13 protein-coding genes are annotated in these 17,156 nt (G+C 66.1%); 2 read left to right on the forward strand and 11 right to left on the reverse strand.

Annotated features, from left to right (window positions below):
* Positions 1-61 precede the first annotated feature (61 nt).
* Positions 62-622: a DUF3038 domain-containing protein gene (locus CPCC7001_RS04770; protein ID WP_006909986.1), complete on the reverse strand. Its 561-nt coding sequence runs from the start codon at positions 620-622 to the stop codon at positions 62-64.
* Between the two features lie 41 nt (positions 623-663).
* Between CPCC7001_RS04770 and CPCC7001_RS04775 the strand changes: the two genes are divergently transcribed.
* Entirely contained in the window at positions 664-1,188 is a 525-nt protein-coding gene (locus CPCC7001_RS04775; RefSeq protein WP_006909458.1) for an adenine phosphoribosyltransferase, read from the forward strand.
* Between the two features lie 5 nt (positions 1,189-1,193).
* Here CPCC7001_RS04775 and CPCC7001_RS04780 read toward each other — a convergent pair whose 3' ends face one another.
* From CPCC7001_RS04780 to dapB, 5 genes are all read right to left on the reverse strand, one after another.
* The gene (locus CPCC7001_RS04780; RefSeq protein ID WP_006910793.1) at positions 1,194-1,406 is read right to left on the reverse strand and encodes a DUF2949 domain-containing protein; all 213 of its coding nucleotides are present in this window, start codon (positions 1,404-1,406) and stop codon (positions 1,194-1,196) included.
* A gap of 9 nt (positions 1,407-1,415) precedes the next feature.
* Entirely contained in the window at positions 1,416-2,600 is a 1,185-nt protein-coding gene (locus CPCC7001_RS04785; RefSeq protein ID WP_006910014.1) for an FAD-dependent monooxygenase, read from the reverse strand.
* A 65-nt stretch (positions 2,601-2,665) separates the two neighbouring features.
* The gene (locus tag CPCC7001_RS04790) at positions 2,666-2,911 is read right to left on the reverse strand and encodes a hypothetical protein (protein WP_006909995.1); all 246 of its coding nucleotides are present in this window, start codon (positions 2,909-2,911) and stop codon (positions 2,666-2,668) included.
* Positions 2,912-2,980: 69 nt separating this feature from the next.
* Positions 2,981-3,628: a hypothetical protein gene (locus tag CPCC7001_RS04795; protein ID WP_006911441.1), complete on the reverse strand. Its 648-nt coding sequence runs from the start codon at positions 3,626-3,628 to the stop codon at positions 2,981-2,983.
* Complete coding sequence (dapB, locus tag CPCC7001_RS04800; RefSeq protein WP_006911533.1) at positions 3,628-4,482, reverse strand: 4-hydroxy-tetrahydrodipicolinate reductase; 855 nt, start codon at positions 4,480-4,482, stop codon at positions 3,628-3,630. The genes CPCC7001_RS04795 and dapB overlap by 1 nt, the downstream gene beginning before the upstream one ends.
* 102 nt (positions 4,483-4,584) lie before the next feature.
* Between dapB and CPCC7001_RS04805 the strand changes: the two genes are divergently transcribed.
* Positions 4,585-8,589 carry a magnesium chelatase subunit H gene (locus CPCC7001_RS04805; protein WP_006910172.1) on the forward strand — a complete coding sequence of 1,335 codons (4,005 nt, stop codon included), beginning with the start codon at positions 4,585-4,587 and terminating at the stop codon, positions 8,587-8,589.
* Positions 8,590-8,600: 11 nt separating this feature from the next.
* Here CPCC7001_RS04805 and CPCC7001_RS04810 read toward each other — a convergent pair whose 3' ends face one another.
* The 5 genes from CPCC7001_RS04810 to CPCC7001_RS04830 form a co-directional block, all read right to left on the reverse strand.
* On the reverse strand, positions 8,601-9,434 hold the full coding sequence (locus tag CPCC7001_RS04810) for a hypothetical protein (RefSeq protein WP_006910741.1): 834 nt from the start codon (positions 9,432-9,434) through the stop codon (positions 8,601-8,603).
* Positions 9,434-9,694, reverse strand: coding sequence for a hypothetical protein (locus CPCC7001_RS04815; protein ID WP_198006453.1), 261 nt, complete (start codon positions 9,692-9,694; stop codon positions 9,434-9,436). Before CPCC7001_RS04815 ends, CPCC7001_RS04810 begins: the two co-directional genes overlap by 1 nt.
* 126 nt (positions 9,695-9,820) lie before the next feature.
* Positions 9,821-10,504, reverse strand: coding sequence for a response regulator transcription factor (locus CPCC7001_RS04820; protein WP_006909407.1), 684 nt, complete (start codon positions 10,502-10,504; stop codon positions 9,821-9,823).
* A 51-nt stretch (positions 10,505-10,555) separates the two neighbouring features.
* Positions 10,556-11,017: a hypothetical protein gene (locus CPCC7001_RS04825; protein ID WP_006909262.1), complete on the reverse strand. Its 462-nt coding sequence runs from the start codon at positions 11,015-11,017 to the stop codon at positions 10,556-10,558.
* A gap of 30 nt (positions 11,018-11,047) precedes the next feature.
* Positions 11,048-17,059: a DUF5801 repeats-in-toxin domain-containing protein gene (locus CPCC7001_RS04830; protein WP_006909859.1), complete on the reverse strand. Its 6,012-nt coding sequence runs from the start codon at positions 17,057-17,059 to the stop codon at positions 11,048-11,050.
* Positions 17,060-17,156 lie beyond the last annotated feature (97 nt).

Consider the following 17,156-nt stretch of genomic DNA (forward strand, 5'->3'; position numbering starts at 1 on the left):
CAACGCCTGGCGGGAGGGAAGGGACGGGTAGAACGAAGCGCCGGCGGCGCCGGCCGGGGTGTCACACCGCCGGATCGAGCAGGCTGGCGCGCAGCCGCTCGAAGCCCCCCACGCCACCACCGAGGGCCAGGGTCTGCACCAGCTGACGCCGCTGGCCGGCGCCGAGCTCGGGATCGAGCAGGCGCTGCACCCCCACCCGGCGGGGATTCATGCGCTCCCGCAGCAGGGCGGCCAGCCGCCCCTGGAACAGCTCCCAGCGCTGGGCCACCACCTGCGGCGGGTCGGTGCTGGAGAGAAGGGCCCGCAGCAGCGGATAGAGCCGATCGGCGAGAGCGCAGAGGATGCGGATCAGGGCATCGGTCTCGGCCGGGTCGAGCTCGCCCCGGCGCGTGGTGCGGCGCAGGGGGTTGTAGCAGCGGCGTTTCCACAGCTCCACCCGGTTCGGGAAGAGGCCGGTGAAGCCCATCTGCTCACTCATCCACACCATCGCCTCACCGCCGTTGAGGTCGAGGGCCTCCACCGCCAGGAGCAGCAGATCGAGCCGCTCCAGTCCCCGGCGGGGAAGCCGGGCCGGGGCGACGCTGCGGGGGGACGCTGGTGGCGCGGCGGCGGGTTGGCTCATGGCTGCGATGATGCCAGCTCCCGCACCCCACCGTCACGCCGATGGCTCTCGATCTGCGGCAGTACGTGCGCGACGTGCCGGACTTCCCCAAGCCCGGGATCCTGTTCCGCGACCTCACGCCGCTGATGCGCGACCCCCGCGGCTGGCAGGAGGCCATGCGCCAGCTGGAGCAGGTGTGCGAGCGGCTCCAGCCCGACCTGATCGTGGGGATCGAGTCCCGCGGCTTCATCGTGGGCATGGCGGTGGCCACCAGGGTGGGGCTGGGCTTCGTGCCGGTGCGCAAACCTGGCAAGCTTCCCGGGGCCGTGACCGGAGTGGATTACGCCCTCGAATACGGCAGCGACCGGCTGGAGATCCACAGCGATGCGCTGGTGGGCGGGCCGAAGGTGCTGGTGATCGACGATCTCCTGGCCACGGGGGGCACGGCCGCCGCCTGCGCCCAGCTGGTGGAGGCGGCGGGCGGATCGCTCTGCGGCTTCGGGTTCGTGGCCGAGCTGGCCGCCCTGGAGGGGCGACGGCGGCTGCCGGCCTCCCAGCCGGTGGAGTCGCTGATCATCTACGACTGACGGCTTCAGAGATTGGCGTCCTGCCAGCTCAGCACCTGCTCCAGCTGCTCCAGGCTGATCAGCCCGTAACGCCACAGCACCACCGGCAGGGGTGCCTGCTCCTGCTGGGCCTGCTTGATGCCGAGCGCCAGGGCACTCTCCCCCAGGCCGAGCTGATGGCGCAGGTAGCGCAGCAGGGCCTGGGGCGGCGGTGACTGGGGGCTGGAGCTGTTCACCATGGCGTCATCTCACCACGGCCGGCAGGGGCCGTTGGTCATGGCGCCGAGGCTGAGGCGGCGCAGCGGGGCCAGGTTGGCCAGGGCCGCCAGGCCGAGCCGCCGCAGCGGCAGCAGCAGGCGGGAGCGGTTGGAGAACACGCGCATCAGCAGATCCGTGGCCAGCAGGGTGAGCAGCAGATCGGGCCAGCGCCGCCGCGCATAGGCCCGGGGCAGACGGCTCGGGGCGAGGGCACCGGCCGAGGCCTTGCGGGCGAGGCGGTGCAGCACCGCCACATCACGCCAGCAGAGGTTGAGCCCCTGGCCTCCCACCGGGTGGCAGCGGTGGGCGCTCTCCCCCACCAGCACCGTGCAGCCACGCTGCAGGCGGCGGGCCAGCAGCAGCCCCACCGGGAAGCTGCGCGGCTGATCCAGCAGCCCGTCCGGCTGGAAGCGATCGGGGAGCGCCCCGGCCAGCGCGTCGAGGAAGCCATCGGCACCGAGGCTCTCCAGCCGGCGGCAGCGGCTGCTAGGGGCGCTCCACACCAGCTGGGCCCGGCCGGGCTCCAGGGGCAGCACGGCGAAGGGGCCTTCCGGCCGGAAGAGTTCCCAGGCCTGGTCGGCGTCGGTGCCCCGCAGGGCCACCTGGGCCGTCAGACAGCTCTGGGAGTAGGTGTGCTGCCACACGCGGATGCCGAGGCCCTCGCGGTGGGGGGAATGGGGGCCATCCGCCGCCACCACCAGATCGGGGGCCGTCTCCGGCCACGGTTCCGCCTCGGAGCCCACCCCCATGGCCTGGCTGACCCGGGGCTCGGCGGCCAGCCGCCGCTGCAGCAGCTCCATCAGCGGTCCATGCAGGCCGATCCAGCCCACGGCAGCGGCGCTGCCATCGGCGCCGCTCGCCACTCGTCGCCCCAGGTCCGCCGTCGTGAACGGCACCTCCGCCCCCGTTCCCAGATCGCAGAGCTGCAGGCGCCGGAACGGCATCAGGCTGGGTCGCACCAGCTCCCAGAGACCCAGCCGCTCCAGCAGGCGCCGGCTGGAGTGGTTGAAGGCGTAGGCACGGTTGCGGGCCCGGAGCTGGGCCGCGTCGAGGGGATCGCTCAGGTGCACCGTCCATCCCGCCTCCGCCAGGGCCAGGGCCGTGAGCGCCCCCGTGGGACCGGCGCCGTGCACCAGGGCCCGGAGGTCGGCAGTGGCCATGGAGGAGCTGGGCATGAAAAAAGCCGCAGACAGTCTGCGGCTTTGGAGCTCAATGGATTGGGTGTTGCTGGCTGGCGTGATCAGCCGATGCCGAGCAGACCGCGGGTGAAGGCTTCGCCGCCCATGGCGAGCTCGGTGGCGAGCAGGGCGATGAAGCCGAGCATGGCCATGCGGCCGTTGAGCTTCTCGGCGCGCTCGTGGAAGCCCCAGCCCCGCTCGGCGCTCACCACCTCCATGCGGGGCTCACTGGCGAAGGCGTTGAGACGGCCGCCGTCTTCGGTGGTGACGGTGGCGCCGCGGATGGCGGTGGTAGTGGCTTGGGTCATGCGGTTGCTTGTCTTGCTGGATGCAATGTAACACATTGTTGCGCAGTGTGTCCAACTGTCACCAATGGTTCAGCGCAAGCGGCGCAGGCAGAGCTCCTCGAACGCCGGCTTCAGCAGGAACGGGTACTCCCCCACCCACAGCTTCAGCTGGGGCAGCCAGGCATCGGTCAGAGCCCCGATCCGGGAGAAGTCGCGCCGCTCACTGAGCACCACCGTGCGGATCACCATGCCGCGCCGGATCAGCTGGTTCTTCTTGTCCATGGGAAAGCGCAGCTTGCCCAGGTAGCCCTCCTCGTCCTCCAGCTCCAGCGTCAGCCAGGTGCGGCGGTTCTCCACCAGCTCCAGCCGGCCGCTGGGATCGGCCTGCTCGCGGCGGTCCTCCACCACCTCGCGGGTGTAGAGATCGGCCACCTGGCCCTCGAAGATCGCCGCCGCCGGGTAGCGCCGCAGGGTGGCGTTGCGGCGGCCCGCCTCCACGATCGGCCCCCAGAGCACGTAGAGGAAGAACACGAAACCACCCACCAGGAAGAACGGCTGTGCCTGGCTGGAGAAGAGCAGGGTCTGGCTGATCAGCACGCTGATCACCCCGCCGATCACGGAGATGAACACCCGCTGCAGCAGCTTGCGCGGCGAGCCGCTGCAGGCGTTGAACTGGGGGCCGGTGGCCACCGCCGGAATGAGCCGGTTGAGCTCGCCGGGCTTGAGCGGGATCAGCATCAGAGCAGCCTCTCCAAGCCATACACCAGTCCCGGCAGCTGCCGCACCTTGCGCACGCTCAGCAGCACCCCGGGCATGTAGGCGGCCCGGTCGATCGTGTCGTGGCGCAGGGTGTAGGTCTCGCCGGCGGCGCCGAACATCACCTCCTGGTGGGCCACCAGCCCCGGCAGGCGCACCGAATGGAGCCGCAGGCCACTGTCCCGCTGGCCGCCCCGGCAGCCCGGCAGGGTTTCGTGCTCCTCCACCTGGGGGGCGTTGAAGGCCTTGCCCAGCTCCTCCATCAGCTCGGCGGTCTTGATGCAGGTGCCGCTGGGGGCGTCGGCCTTGCGGTTGTGGTGCAGTTCGGTGAGCTCGGCGTAGTCGTAGAAGCGGGCGGCGGCGGCGGCGGCCTGCTGCAGCAGCACCATGCCCACCGAGAAGTTGGGGATCACGGCGCCGCCGATCGAGGCCTTGTCCGCGAAGGCGGCCAGATCGGCCAGCTGCCCGGGGCTGAGGCCCGTGGTGCCGATCACCGGGTGCACGCCGTAGGCGATGGCGCCGCGGGTGTGCTCGTACACCACCTTGGGATGGGTGAAATCCACCAGCACCGCCCCCTGGCCGGGGCCGTCGTTGCGCACCAGCTGGCTGGCCTGGCAGAGGCAGCCCTCGAAGTCGGCCGTCACGGCCACCTCCAGCTCGCCCAGGCCGAGTTCGACGCCCACGTCGGCGCCCTCCTTGCCGGGGGTGGTGTCGATCGCCCCCACCAGCCGGCAGTCGGGGGCGGCGCTCACGGCCCGGACCACCTCGGCGCCCATGCGGCCGAGGGCGCCGGCCACCACCACGGCGATCGGTCTGGCGCCACTGCTGCTCGTCATCGGGTCGTCACCCTGTACGTAAACCGTTGCAGCAGAGCCTATGGGGCGGCTCACGTGCAAGGACGGAGTTCGTAAGCTCAGGCCACCAGCTCCCGCGCCCACATGTTCACGCAGGTCCGTTCCGCCAGCCGTCGGGTCAGCCCTGCCGCCTCCCACACCGGTGCGGTGATGAAGGCCGTGTATGTGGTGCTGGAGCCCCAGTACCAGAATGCCCTCACCCAGGCGGCCACCTCCCTCAACGACCAGAACGGGCCCCTGGCGATCGAGCTGAGCGGTTACCTGATCGAGGAACTGCGCGATCCGCAGAACTACGCCGATTTCTGCGCCGATGTGGCGGCGGCGGATGTGTTCATCGCCTCGCTGATCTTCATCGAGGACCTGGCCCAGAAGGTGGTGGAGGCCGTGGCGCCCCACCGCGACCGGCTCAAGGCCGCCGTGGTGTTCCCCTCCATGCCGGAGGTGATGCGCCTCAACAAGCTCGGCACCTTCTCGATGGCCCAGCTGGGCCAGAGCAAGAGCGCCATTGCCGGCTTCATGAAGAAGCGGAAGGAGGCCGGCGGCGCCGGCTTCCAGGACGCGATGTTGAAGCTGCTCAACACGCTGCCCACCGTTCTGAAGTATCTCCCCGTGGAGAAGGCGCAGGACGCCCGCTCCTTCATGCTCAGCTTCCAGTACTGGCTGGGGGGAACGCCGGACAACCTGCGCAACTTCCTGCTGATGCTGGCGGACAAGTACGTGTTCCCCCGCAGCAGCGAAGGCCGCCCCGCCGTCCAGGTGGCGGACCCGGTGGTGTTCCCGGATCTGGGCATCTGGCACCCCCTGGCGCCGGGGATGTTCGAGGACCTCAAGGAATACCTCAACTGGAGCGCCAGCCGCCGCGATCTCTCCGACAAGGCGCGCCAGGGCCCGGTGATCGGCCTGGTGCTGCAGCGCAGCCACATCGTGACCGGCGATGAGGCCCACTACGTGGCCGTGATCCAGGAGCTGGAATACCGCGGCGCCACCGTGATCCCGGTGTTCTGCGGTGGGCTCGACTTCACCCGGCCGGTGAACGCCTTCTTCTACGACCCGCTCAACCCGGAGCTGCCCCTGGTGGATGGGGTGGTGTCGCTCACGGGCTTCGCCCTGGTGGGCGGCCCGGCCCGCCAGGACCACCCCAGGGCGATCGAGGTGCTCAAGAAGCTCAACCGCCCCTACATGGTGGCCCTGCCGCTGGTGTTCCAGACCACCCAGGAATGGGAGGAGAGCGACCTGGGGCTGCACCCGGTGCAGGTGGCGCTGCAGATCGCCATCCCCGAACTCGACGGGGCGATCGAGCCGATCGTGCTCAGCGGCCGGGATGATGCCACCGGCAAGGCCCACACCCTGCAGGACCGGGTGGAGGCGATCGCCGAGCGCTCGATCCGCTGGGCCTCGCTGCGGATCAAGCCCCGCGCCACCAAGAAGCTGGCGATCACGGTGTTCAGCTTCCCGCCGGACAAGGGCAACGTGGGCACCGCCGCCTACCTCGATGTGTTCGGCTCCATCCACCGGGTGATGGAGGAGATGGCGGCCCGGGGCTACGACGTGAGCGGCCTGCCCAGGACCCCCAAGGCGCTGATGGAGTCGGTGCTGCAGGACCCGGAGGCCATGGAGGGAGCCCCCGAGCTCGCCATCGCCCACCGCATGAGCGTGGCCGAGTACGAACAGCTCACCCCCTACTCCGAGCGGCTGGAGGAGAACTGGGGCAAGCCCCCCGGCAGCCTCAACACCGACGGCACCAACCTGCTGATCTACGGCCGCCACTTCGGCAACGTGTTCGTGGGGGTGCAGCCCACCTTCGGCTACGAGGGCGACCCGATGCGGCTGCTCTATTCCCGCAGCGCCAGCCCGCACCATGGCTTCGCCGCCTTTTACACCTACCTCGAGAAGGTGTGGGGCGCCGATGCGGTGCTGCACTTCGGCACCCACGGCTCGCTGGAGTTCATGCCCGGCAAGCAGATGGGCATGAGCGACACCTGCTACCCCGATTCCCTGATCGGCGCCCTGCCGAATCTCTACTACTACGCCGCCAACAATCCGAGCGAGGCCACGATCGCGAAGAGACGGGGGTATGCGGAAACCATCAGCTATCTCACTCCGCCGGCGGAGAACGCCGGGCTCTACAAGGGGCTCAAGGAGCTGGGGGAGCTGGTGGGCTCCTACCAGCAGCTGCGCGAGAGCAGCCGCGGCGTGCAGATCGTGAACGCCGTGGTGGAAACGGCGCGCCAGTGCAACCTCGACAAGGACGTGCAATTGCCGGAGGCGGATGCCGCCGAGCTGGATCTGGCCCAGCGCGATGCGGTGATCGGCGCGGTCTACCGCCAGCTGATGGAGATCGAGAGCCGGCTGCTGCCCTGCGGGCTGCACACGATCGGCAAGCCCCCCACGGCCGAGGAGGCCATCGCCACCCTGGTGAATATCGCGGCGCTGGAACGGGAGGAGGAGGGCATCCGCTCCCTGCCGGCCCTGCTGGCCGAGTGCCGGGGCCGCACGATCGCCGAGGTGTACAAGGGCAACGACGCCGGCGTGCTGGCCGATGTGGAGCTCAACCGGGTGATCACCGAGACCTCCCGGGCCGCCGTGGGGGCGATGGTGAAGGCGGTGACCGGCAGCGACGGGCGGGTGACGCTGCGGCGCAACGTCGGCTGGTTCTTCAACCTGCTGGAGCGCTTCGGCTTCAAGCTGCCGAGCCCCTGGCTGGGGGCCTGCTGCGCCGCCGGCTTCGCCCAGGTGGATCAGGCCGAGCTCGACAAGCTGTTCGGCTATCTGCAGTTCTGCCTGCAGCAGATCTGCGCCGACATGGAGATGGAGAGCCTGCTGCGGGCCCTCGATGGCGAATACGTGCTGCCGGGGCCGGGTGGTGATCCGATCCGCAATCCGGGTGTGCTGCCCAGCGGCAAGAACCTGCACGCCCTCGATCCCCAGGCGATCCCCACCAAGGCGGCGATCGCGGCCGCCAAGGTGGTGGTGGACCGGCTGATCGAGCGCCAGAAGGCCGAGCAGGGCACCTGGCCGGAAACGATCGCCTGCGTGCTCTGGGGCACGGACAACATCAAGACCTACGGCGAATCCCTGGCCCAGATCCTCTGGTTCATCGGCGTAAGGCCCGTGCCCGATTCCCTGGGGCGGGTGAACAAGCTGGAGCTGATCCCCCTCGAGGAGCTGGGCCGGCCCCGCATCGACGTGGTGGTGAACTGCAGCGGCGTGTTCCGCGACCTGTTCATCAACCAGATGGGCCTGATCGACCAGGGCGTGAAGATGGCCGCCGAGGCCGATGAGCCGGTGGCGATGAACTTCGTGCGCAAGCACGCACGCGAGCAGGCCGCCCAGGAGGGCATCAGCCTGCGGGATGCCGCCACGCGGGTGTTCTCCAACGCCAGCGGCAGCTACAGCTCGAATGTGAACCTGGCGGTGGAGAACAGCACCTGGGAGGAGGAGGGCGAGCTGCAGGAGATGTACCTCTCCCGCAAGACCTTCGCCTTCAACGCTGACAACCCCGGCGAGATGAACCAGAAGCGGGAGGTGTTCGAATCGGTGATGAAGACTGCCGACGTGACCTTCCAGAACCTGGATTCAGCGGAGATCTCGCTCACCGATGTGAGCCACTACTTCGATTCCGATCCCACCAAGCTGATCCAGGGCCTCAGGGAGGATGGCAAGGCGCCGGCCAGCTACATCGCCGACACCACCACCGCCAACGCCCAGGTGCGCTCCCTGAGCGAAACGATCCGGCTCGATTCCCGCACCAAGCTGCTCAACCCCAAGTGGTACGAGGGGATGCTCAATTCCGGCTACGAGGGGGTGCGGGAGGTGGCCAAACGGCTCAATTTCACCCTGGGCTGGAGCGCCACCAGCGGCGCGGTGGACAACTTCGTGTACGAGGAGGCCAACGACACCTTCATCAACGACCCCGAGATGCGCCAGCGGCTGATGGAGCTCAACCCCCACAGCTTCCGCCGCATCGTGGGCACCCTGCTGGAGGTGAACGGCCGCGGCTACTGGGAGACGAGCGATGAGAACATCCAGCAGCTGCAGGAGCTCTACCAGGAGATCGAAGACCGGATCGAGGGGGTCACCACCGACTGATGGCCGACGGATCACAGCGCGGCTGCCTGGGCCGAGCGAATCACCTCCACCTGGTTCAGGGCGGCTGAGGCCAGCACGCCAGGGGCCTCGCCGCGCACCGATGTGCGGGCGCACAGCCCCGCGACAGCCTCCAGCAGGGCCACGTTGCGGGCCGCCACCGCCTCGATCAAGGCCGAGGCCAGCCGGGCGACCTGCTCGAGGGTGAAGCCCAGGCCGCGGTTGTCGCCATAGCGGCCGAGCTCCCGGCGCAGGGAGTCCCGAAGGCCGGCGGCATGGGCGGGCGCGAAGCAGACATGCGACACCACCGTGCCCTCCAGCTCCTCACCCACCGGCCCGTGGCTGAGCAGGGGGGGATCGCCCAGGCGGCTGGACTCGAGGGGACGGCCCTGGATCAGCACGGGGCCGAGCCCGGGGAGCTCGAAGCGGAGTGGAGCGCTGAACGCCCAGCGGACGTCCGGATCCACGTAGGCGTAGTGCAGGGCGATGTCGAGGCCGTCGCGGCTGCCGCCGTAGTCCACGCACAGCTGGGCGGATGGCACGGCGGGGCTGGGCAGGAGCCGCAGATGGCCGGCGGAGAGATTGAAGGGAGGCGCCAGGGGATGGTGGTTGGCGAGATCCACCAGGGGGAGGAGGTAGCGTTCGGAGCCGGCCCCATCAACGGCCACGATGCGCAGGCGGCGGGTGGAGAGGAAGGCCTCCGGGATCGCCGCTGAGCCGGAGCGCCACAGCCGGGGGCGCAGCTGACGCAGCGCTTCGAGGATGGGGGGATCGCGGAAGGCGAGCACCCGGGGGCTGGAGGTGAACCAGGCGGGCAGCTTGCCGGTGGCGTTGAGCAGCTCCAGCATCAGGCTGAGCAGATCCCGCTGGATCGGCGAGAGGGCGTCCGGGGTCGCCCGCAGCTGAGCATCACAGGGGTGTTGTGCCAGCTGAGCCCAGAGAGGGGGATCAGCAGGGGGCGGGGCACCGAGAGCACCGCCCCCTCACCTGTGGCATCGGGGCAGTGGAGCGACAACTGCTCACCGCGCTCGCGCAGTTCCAGGGCGGGGTGCCACGTGGCCCCCTCGCAGCGCAGCAACAGGGCGGTCTCGGCGAGGACCTCGAACACCCGTGCGGAATCCGCCGCGATCCGGATGGGTGAATAGTGGCGGGGCAACCGGGCTGCCGGCAGAAGGATGCCCCGATGCTAGAAATCGCCGCTGGTCGCCACCTGTCCCGTCAAGGGCTTGGCGGGCTATTCGAGGCAGAACCCCACGCCGCGCACGGTATGGATCAGCGGCTCGAGGCCGGGGGGGTCGATCTTGCGCCGCAGATAGCGGATGTACACGTCCAGCAGGTTGTCATTGCCCACCCAGGAATCGCCCCACACCGCATAGAGGATCTGCTGGCGCGGCAGCACGGTCTGCTTGTGGCGCAGCAGGTAGAGCAGCAGGTCATACTCCCGCACGGTGAGCTTCACCGGTTCGCCGGCGCGGGTCACCAGGCGCAGGTTGGTGTTGACGAGGAGGTCCTTGTGGGCCAGTTCCACCCCATCCGCCAGCAGAGCACCCATGCCGCTGCGGCGGATGAGGGCCCGCACCCGGGCGGTGAGCTCCTCCATCGCATAGGGACGGGAGAGCACGTCATCGGCACCGGCATCGAGCAGCCGCACCCGCTCCACGTAGTCGTCCGAGGGCAGCAGAACCAGCACCGGGGTGGTGTTGCCGCGCTCGCGCAGTTCCTCCAGCAGGGGCAAGGCCGCCAGACGCTGGGGATCGGGGCAGAGCAGGGCCAGATCAGGGCAGGCATCGAGAATCCGCCGCTGAGCACGTTCCCGATCCGGCAGGCGGATCACGCCGAATCCCTGCGCCTCGAGGTGCTTCTGCAACAGGGAACCCTGGGCTGGGTTGGGCTCGGCCAGCAGGAGTCGGGCAGCCAAGCAGCTCAGGCCTTCAGGGTCTGGCTGGACACCGGAAGGCGTGGGCGCGCCTCAAACCAGGCTGTCGGCGCCGGCGAAGTCAGAGCCACCGTCCGCACTGAACTCAGCACTGAAATCGGTGGAATCCAGGGGGAGGTCAAGGTCGGGGACCGTCGCGGTGTCGTGGCTGAGGAGGTCGTCGAAATGGTCATCCAGGGCCGAGAGAACAGCCAGGGGGTCGGCGTTGCCGTCGGCGTCATAGCCGAACTCAGGCAATGGGTGCTCCAGTTCGCGAGCGTGCAGGTCTGAGGCGATGGTATTGAGCACATCCTGCTCGATCTGGTGGTAAGCCTCGGCCGAGAGTTCATGCTCGTCCAGATAGGCGCTCACCACCTGATCGAGCTCATAGGCGATCTCGGCAGGCCGTTCGGCCGGGCTGATCGGATCGGGGGAATCCTTGAGGGCAGCGAAGAAGCTGTCGATCAGGGCCCCGATCAGCTCAGCAGGGGAGTCAGGGGTGGAGGCGTCCGTCATGGCGTCAATGGCGGCAACTGGACTGGACGATCAAACGGGCACGTCGTCTTGCGGCTCTACCCCAACGTAGGCGAAATCCCCCGCATCATCCAGGGATGGAGGATCAATGGACGCGGCATCGGCAGCCACAAGGTCGTCCACGCTGGCTACCGGTTCAGGATCAGCCTCATCCAGGCCGCTCTCAACCATCGGTTCGTCAGTCAGCGAGATGGTCACTTCATGCTGCAGTTCAGCCAGCTGGGCATCCGAGACTGCTTCGCTCTCAGAGAACATCTGAATCAGCTCAAGGGTGTTCATTGCCGTCAGCACATCAGATTCAGCTGCCATAGAACCCTCACCCTCTGGGGCCTCGGCAGATGCGGGCAGATCAGAGAGGAGGCTGGGGTCGTCGATCACGGAGTCAACCATCTCGGCAACACTTGCCTGCTCAGATACATCCTCAGGCGCCTCCTCAGAGGACTCAACCGCCACGGGCTGATCCTGGAAAACAGATGCAACAGTTCCAGGATCCTCAGCACTGTCCGTGGGGAGATCATCGGCCACGGCTGCGGAAACGAGGTCAAGCTCCTGGGACTCCACCGCAACGGAGGCCGGAAGATCGGGAAGCGCTTCCAAGGCGGTCGTGACTTCTTCCTGGGTGATCACAGCATCAGCGCTGGCGAGGGTGAGAGCGTCGTCGACGGCAGCCAGTGCTTCGACGCCAAGGGATCCATCAGCCACGGCTTCGAGAGCCTGGGTGAGACCGCTCAAGCTGGAAGCGTCCAGATCACCCTGCGCAACAGCTCCGAGAACGTTCGCGAAGGAACCCTGGGTGAGTTGCTGAACGGCACTGACTGCAGGAACAGCTTGATCCGCGCTGCCGAGATTGACCACGGAGTTCTGCAGCGCACTTTGGCTCGCCGCCATGAAGGCATAGATGGAGGGGTCCAATGTCGGGATCCCAAGGCTGGATACAGCGCCGGCCAGGAAGGCGTGATCCGTGAAATCGACACCACCACCAGCAGAAGCACTCAGCAGACCGTCGGCGAGAGCCGAGAACACGTCAAATGAAACCGCCGCCTGGCTGACGCCCTGGTGGGCGGAGGCCAACTCTGCCAACTGGATGGCCGCTGTCATCACGGCAGCAGTCTGAACAACCGCTTCCACACTGCCGGCAAGGGGGTTGAAGATGGTCACTGAAGTGCCCGTGGGAAGGGATAGAGCCCTGACCAAGGCTGCATTGGCCTCAGAAAGAGTGTCACCCTGCTCCAGGCGTGCCTGCAACAGACTGGTCAGCGGAGTGATCGTGAGAGAGCCAGCCGGTCCGAAAAGGTTGATGGCATAGGTGAGGCCAGTCTGGATGTCTGTCCCTCCGGTCTGAACCGCACGAGCCTCGCCAAGGGAGAAAGCACCATCACCATTCACATCAAGCTGAGCCAGGGAGATCTGCCACTGGGCATTACCTTGGGCATCTGTAAACCCGAACTGCTCACCGGGATCAACTCTGTAGTTTCCGTTGTCGTCGAGATAGAGAGTGGCACCAGCGATTTCGCCATCGATCGTTGCGGTCGTACCCGTGATGACGATGTTGGAAGAGTTCAGCACAGATGTTGCCGTTTCTCCATTGGTGGCAGAGAGCGGAACATTATTTTGGATCCGATAGACATCGGTAGAACCGGTACCATTGAGGTCGAAGTTAACCGAGATGGTGGTCACGCCACCGGATGGTCCCGTGACTTGAACCTGGGTGACATTGGCACCCAGGCCATTGATGAGAACAACATCCTGGGTGTTGTTGAAGTCTGTGATCGTATCCGTATCAGTGGCAGAGCCTTCACCACGCAGGTACATGAAGGTATCCCGACCCGATCCTCCGGTCAGGGTATCGGAGCCTGTGCCGCCAACCAGCACATCGTCGCCTCCATCACCGCGAAGCACGTCATTCCCCCCGAGGCCAACCAGCACATCATTACCAGCACCGGCATTCATGGTGTCGCCATTGCCATCCCGCCCAAGCAGCACTTCATTGCGATACGTGCCATCGATCGTGTTGTCGCCTGGGAACACGGAGGGATCCACAGGTCCGGGCACATCAGAGTCAGCACTGGTGCGAATGATCGTGACCTTGCCTGTTGCAGACGTCGTTCCGGTTGTATTGGTGTAGAGGAAAGATCCACCATCTGTGGCACCTGAACTTTCCTCGGTAAAGGTCACAGTTCCTGCCGCGAGCGATACGGAGCCATCAGAGGCGGCAGACACTGCACTCACGGAAGGCACACCGGAGCCTCCCGAGTCGTTCGCCAACAGAGCCCAGGCAGGAATCGTGATGGGATCAGCACCTCCCACTGTGGGTTGATTGGTGAGCACTAGATCATCACGCACCACCAAAGGACTGGCACCGTTGACGGAATAGTTGATCGTGAGTGTTGAGCCGACCTGATCACCATCAGCATCAGAGAGCACAAAAGGAATGTTCTGGATGATATCCTGAGTCAAGTTCTCAGGGGGAGTGTAGGTATATGCACCCGTATCCATGTTGATTTCAATGCTGCCGGCATTCGCACTGGCAACGTTCACGATGCTTCCTGGCCCACCCGGCGTGTAGGTGTACTCAGTGCCGTTGATGGTGACCGAAGAAATCCAGCCATCCTCATCAGCGCCAAAGCTTGCACCCGGCGCCAACAAGCTGCCATTCACCGGCAGACTGCTAATCGTGGATCGCAAGGTGGCATCAAGCTGACTGAGATCAGTCACGACAATGGCATTCGCTTCTGTACCACTACCAAAGCCGTTGTAGGCAATTGGATTCAGGTTGGACGCGTTGACACCGTTGCCAAGTCCAATAGCAAAACTGGCGATGTTATTGGTATTGAGGAAGTTTTCCCAGGTAGTTTCCTCGGAAGAGTCAATGCCGTCCCCGCCTCCGAGGGAACCGTTGCCGGGGCCAGTGCCACTGATATCATTCTCGTTCGGCACACCATCAGAGAAGAAGTAGAGCACATTTGTAGCGCCGTCAATGTCACTGGCGGTGCCACCGTTAAACGTATTAATTGTTAGGTTAAGTGCTGCATCGTAGTTCGTACGGCTGGTAGGCACAAGAGTCTGAATAAATGTTTTAACAGCATCAGCATCCTGCCAAGTGGTCGAAAAGGGAGCGCTTGCATCGGTAGCAAAAGTGACCACATTCACTTTCAGTGGTCCCAGCGCTTCATACTGATCAATCAGCTCAAGGGCTGAATTGATCTGAAGCTGCATCCGGGTCATGCCATCCACGCCAGAAGCGTTCGCCATACTTCCGGATACATCAATCACCAGGAACAGATTGGTACCGGTTGGGAACGACTCGCCGCTTTCTGTGATGGGAACAGCCGTCGGAATGTCATCTTTCACCAGCAGGCTCAGCGCAATCCCCGTCGTTCCGTTCGCCGCATCTCCGTCTCCGTCTTCAACAAGAATGTTGATGCCACCGACAAGACTCGAAATTGACTCCGTCTGCTCGGTCGTATCACCAGGATCGCTCAGCAGGAAGTTATCGATCAGCGTGAACGTATACGTCCCGTCCGCGTTCACCTGCAACGTGGCACGGTCATTCGCTCCACTGGCAAGGCTCGCCGTCACGGCATTATCCACCGCCGAGTGATCTTGCGCCAGGTAGATCACTTGACCCACAGCACCAGCAAGAATCGTTCCGCCGATGCTGATGTCGCTCACCTTCCCAAATCCATCCGCGCCGTAGTCGATGCTGCCACTCGTGAGGGTGCTCAGATCACCGTTCACCGTCAGCGCACCGGCATTCGGATTGGTTCCGTCCGACAGATTCTCCTCATCCAGCGCCGCTGCTCCTTCCGTTGGCGTGCCTTCCACCGTCGGCACGTCATCCACCACATCCAGGCTCAGCGCAATCCCCGTCGTTCCGTTCGCCGCATCTCCGTCTCCGTCTTCAACAAGAATGTTGATGCCACCGACAAGACTCGAAATTGACTCCGTCTGCTCGGTCGTATCACCAGGATCGCTCAGCAGGAAGTTATCGATCAGCGTGAACGTATACGTCCCGTCCGCGTTCACCTGCAACGTGGCACGGTCATTCGCTCCACTGGCAAGGCTCGCCGTCACGGCATTATCCACCGCCGAGTGATCTTGCGCCAGGTAGATCACTTGACCCACAGCACCAGCAAGAATCGTTCCGCCGATGCTGATGTCGCTCACCTTCCCAAATCCATCCGCGCCGTAGTCGATGCTGCCACTCGTGAGGGTGCTCAGATCACCGTTCACCGTCAGCGCACCGGCATTCGGATTGGTTCCGTCCGACAGATTCTCCTCATCCAGCGCCGCTGCTCCTTCCGTTGGCGTGCCTTCCACCTGCGGACCATCATCCTCAATCGTGAACACCCCAGCCCCGAGGTTCACGCCGGCGCTGGCCACATCACCGTCGAAGTCGGTGACGGTCTGCACGATCTGAAGGGCTGCAGGATTTGCCAGGGTGAGGGTCGTCGGCTCATCGAAGCTGCTGCCGGGCACCGGATGCCAGATGGCCGCCAGCTGGGTGAAGGTCGCCACACCGGTGGCTGGATCGAGGCTGATGGTGAAGTAAACGGTGCCATCGGCGGAGCCGGTGACCACATTGCCGCTCTGGCTCAGCAGGATCGGGCTGCCGGCTGTGGTGCCGGATGGATTGAGGGCGAACAGGCCGGAGGGCACCGCCGTGCCGCTCAGCACCAGGCTGTAGGACGCGGTGCCGGCCAGATCAGGGCCGAAATTCGTCTGCACACCGGCTGCCACGCTGTCGCTGTCGAACAGCGGCGCGAAGCTGAGACTCACCGTGTCGAAACCGGCGGCGTTCTCGCTGGCCCCGGCGGTGCCGAGTTCGCCCAGGGATTCGTCAACGATCAGCTCCGGCAACAGGTCGTTGTTGACAACAACGCTGGGCTCCCCATCGATGATCAGGATGGTGCCGGTGTCCGTGGCCGTCGCTCCGGCGAAATCCGTCACCGTGACGCCGAAGGGAACCGTGGCGTACTCGGGCGTGATGACGCCCCCGGGAACCGTGCTGGCGCCGGCCGCGTTGTTCACCGGTTCGCTGAGCACGAACACGAAGCTGAGCTGAACCGTGGTGTCCGAGGTCTGGGTCAGCCCGGTGATCGTGAGGGTGCCCTCCGGGGTGGCATCGCCATCGCCGGCCTCCAGCAGGAAGGACAGCTGGCCGCTGGGATCGCCATTGCTGATCAGATCCAGCAGCGACGGCAGGCTGGGATTGTTGCCATTGAAGTTGAACTGACGCCCGGCGATGGTGACGAAGGCGATGTCGGCAACCCCGTCGGGGTCCGCCAGGTTGATCACCCCATTGGTGACCGCAAAGCGCGTGAAGTTGGGGTTGCCCGCCAGTGCCGGATCGATGCCGAGTTCGGCCACCTGGCCGGGGCCGAGGTCCACCCCGACGCCGTTGGAACCCACCAGCTGCCCATTGGTGACCGGATTGCCCAGGCCATCGGTGGGCACGGTGGGATCCGGCGTGACGGACACCGACGGCACCAGGTTGGCCGGGGGTTCCACCGTGGGGGTCACCTGCGGCGGAATGGGAACCACCGTGGGCGGCTGCACCGGGGTGGGCTCCTGCGGCGGGATCGGAGGCTGCTCCTCGGTGCCGCTCAGGGGCTCCGGATTGGGCAGGGCCGCGATCAGCGCCGCAGCCGCGAGGGGGGCCGTGGGCACGTCGCCGCTGGACAGGGGCTGCAGCGGCGCCGGGTTGATCCCCGGGCCACCACCACTGCCCCCCGCCTCATCCACGCTGGGGCCAGGCGGCTGGGGCATCGGGCTGGATACCCCCAGAGCGCCCACGTCGTGGGGGCTGTAGGTCTCCACCGGGGTGTGATCGACCGCATCCCCGAATCCGGTGTGGCCGCCGGGGTTGTCGCGCACGCCGCTGGGATCGTGCAGGGCTGCGTCGCTGATGTTGCCGGTGGCGTCCTTCTCCCGTTCGCTGGACGAGGCACCGAGATCGACAGCCGCAGCGCCGTCCGTGATCTCACCCGCCGACGGCGGAGCGATGAAGATGCTGTCAGCCATGGTCCGTCCTCTTGGGCAACCCGGTCCGGCGCTGCGATGGAGGGCGGCGCCGATCCCTTTGTCTTCAACCTATGGGCCCGGTTCACCGCGGCGATGA

This window comes from Cyanobium sp. PCC 7001 (assembly GCF_000155635.1).
In the GTDB taxonomy this organism is placed as follows: domain Bacteria; phylum Cyanobacteriota; class Cyanobacteriia; order PCC-6307; family Cyanobiaceae; genus NIES-981.

What these genes read in the sequence shown, in the direction of transcription:
- CPCC7001_RS04770 (WP_006909986.1), bottom strand. Translation starts at nt 622, where the DNA reads ATGAGCCAACCCGCCGCCGCGCCACCAGCGTCCCCCCGCAGCGTCGCC.
- CPCC7001_RS04775 (WP_006909458.1), top strand. Translation starts at nt 664, where the DNA reads ATGGCTCTCGATCTGCGGCAGTACGTGCGCGACGTGCCGGACTTCCCC.
- CPCC7001_RS04780 (WP_006910793.1), bottom strand. Translation starts at nt 1,406, where the DNA reads ATGGTGAACAGCTCCAGCCCCCAGTCACCGCCGCCCCAGGCCCTGCTG.
- CPCC7001_RS04785 (WP_006910014.1), bottom strand. Translation starts at nt 2,600, where the DNA reads ATGCCCAGCTCCTCCATGGCCACTGCCGACCTCCGGGCCCTGGTGCAC.
- CPCC7001_RS04790 (WP_006909995.1), bottom strand. Translation starts at nt 2,911, where the DNA reads ATGACCCAAGCCACTACCACCGCCATCCGCGGCGCCACCGTCACCACC.
- CPCC7001_RS04795 (WP_006911441.1), bottom strand. Translation starts at nt 3,628, where the DNA reads ATGCTGATCCCGCTCAAGCCCGGCGAGCTCAACCGGCTCATTCCGGCG.
- dapB (WP_006911533.1), bottom strand. Translation starts at nt 4,482, where the DNA reads ATGACGAGCAGCAGTGGCGCCAGACCGATCGCCGTGGTGGTGGCCGGC.
- CPCC7001_RS04805 (WP_006910172.1), top strand. Translation starts at nt 4,585, where the DNA reads ATGTTCACGCAGGTCCGTTCCGCCAGCCGTCGGGTCAGCCCTGCCGCC.
- CPCC7001_RS04810 (WP_006910741.1), bottom strand. Translation starts at nt 9,434, where the DNA reads ATGCTGGAGCTGCTCAACGCCACCGGCAAGCTGCCCGCCTGGTTCACC.
- CPCC7001_RS04825 (WP_006909262.1), bottom strand. Translation starts at nt 11,017, where the DNA reads ATGACGGACGCCTCCACCCCTGACTCCCCTGCTGAGCTGATCGGGGCC.
- CPCC7001_RS04830 (WP_006909859.1), bottom strand. Translation starts at nt 17,059, where the DNA reads ATGGCTGACAGCATCTTCATCGCTCCGCCGTCGGCGGGTGAGATCACG.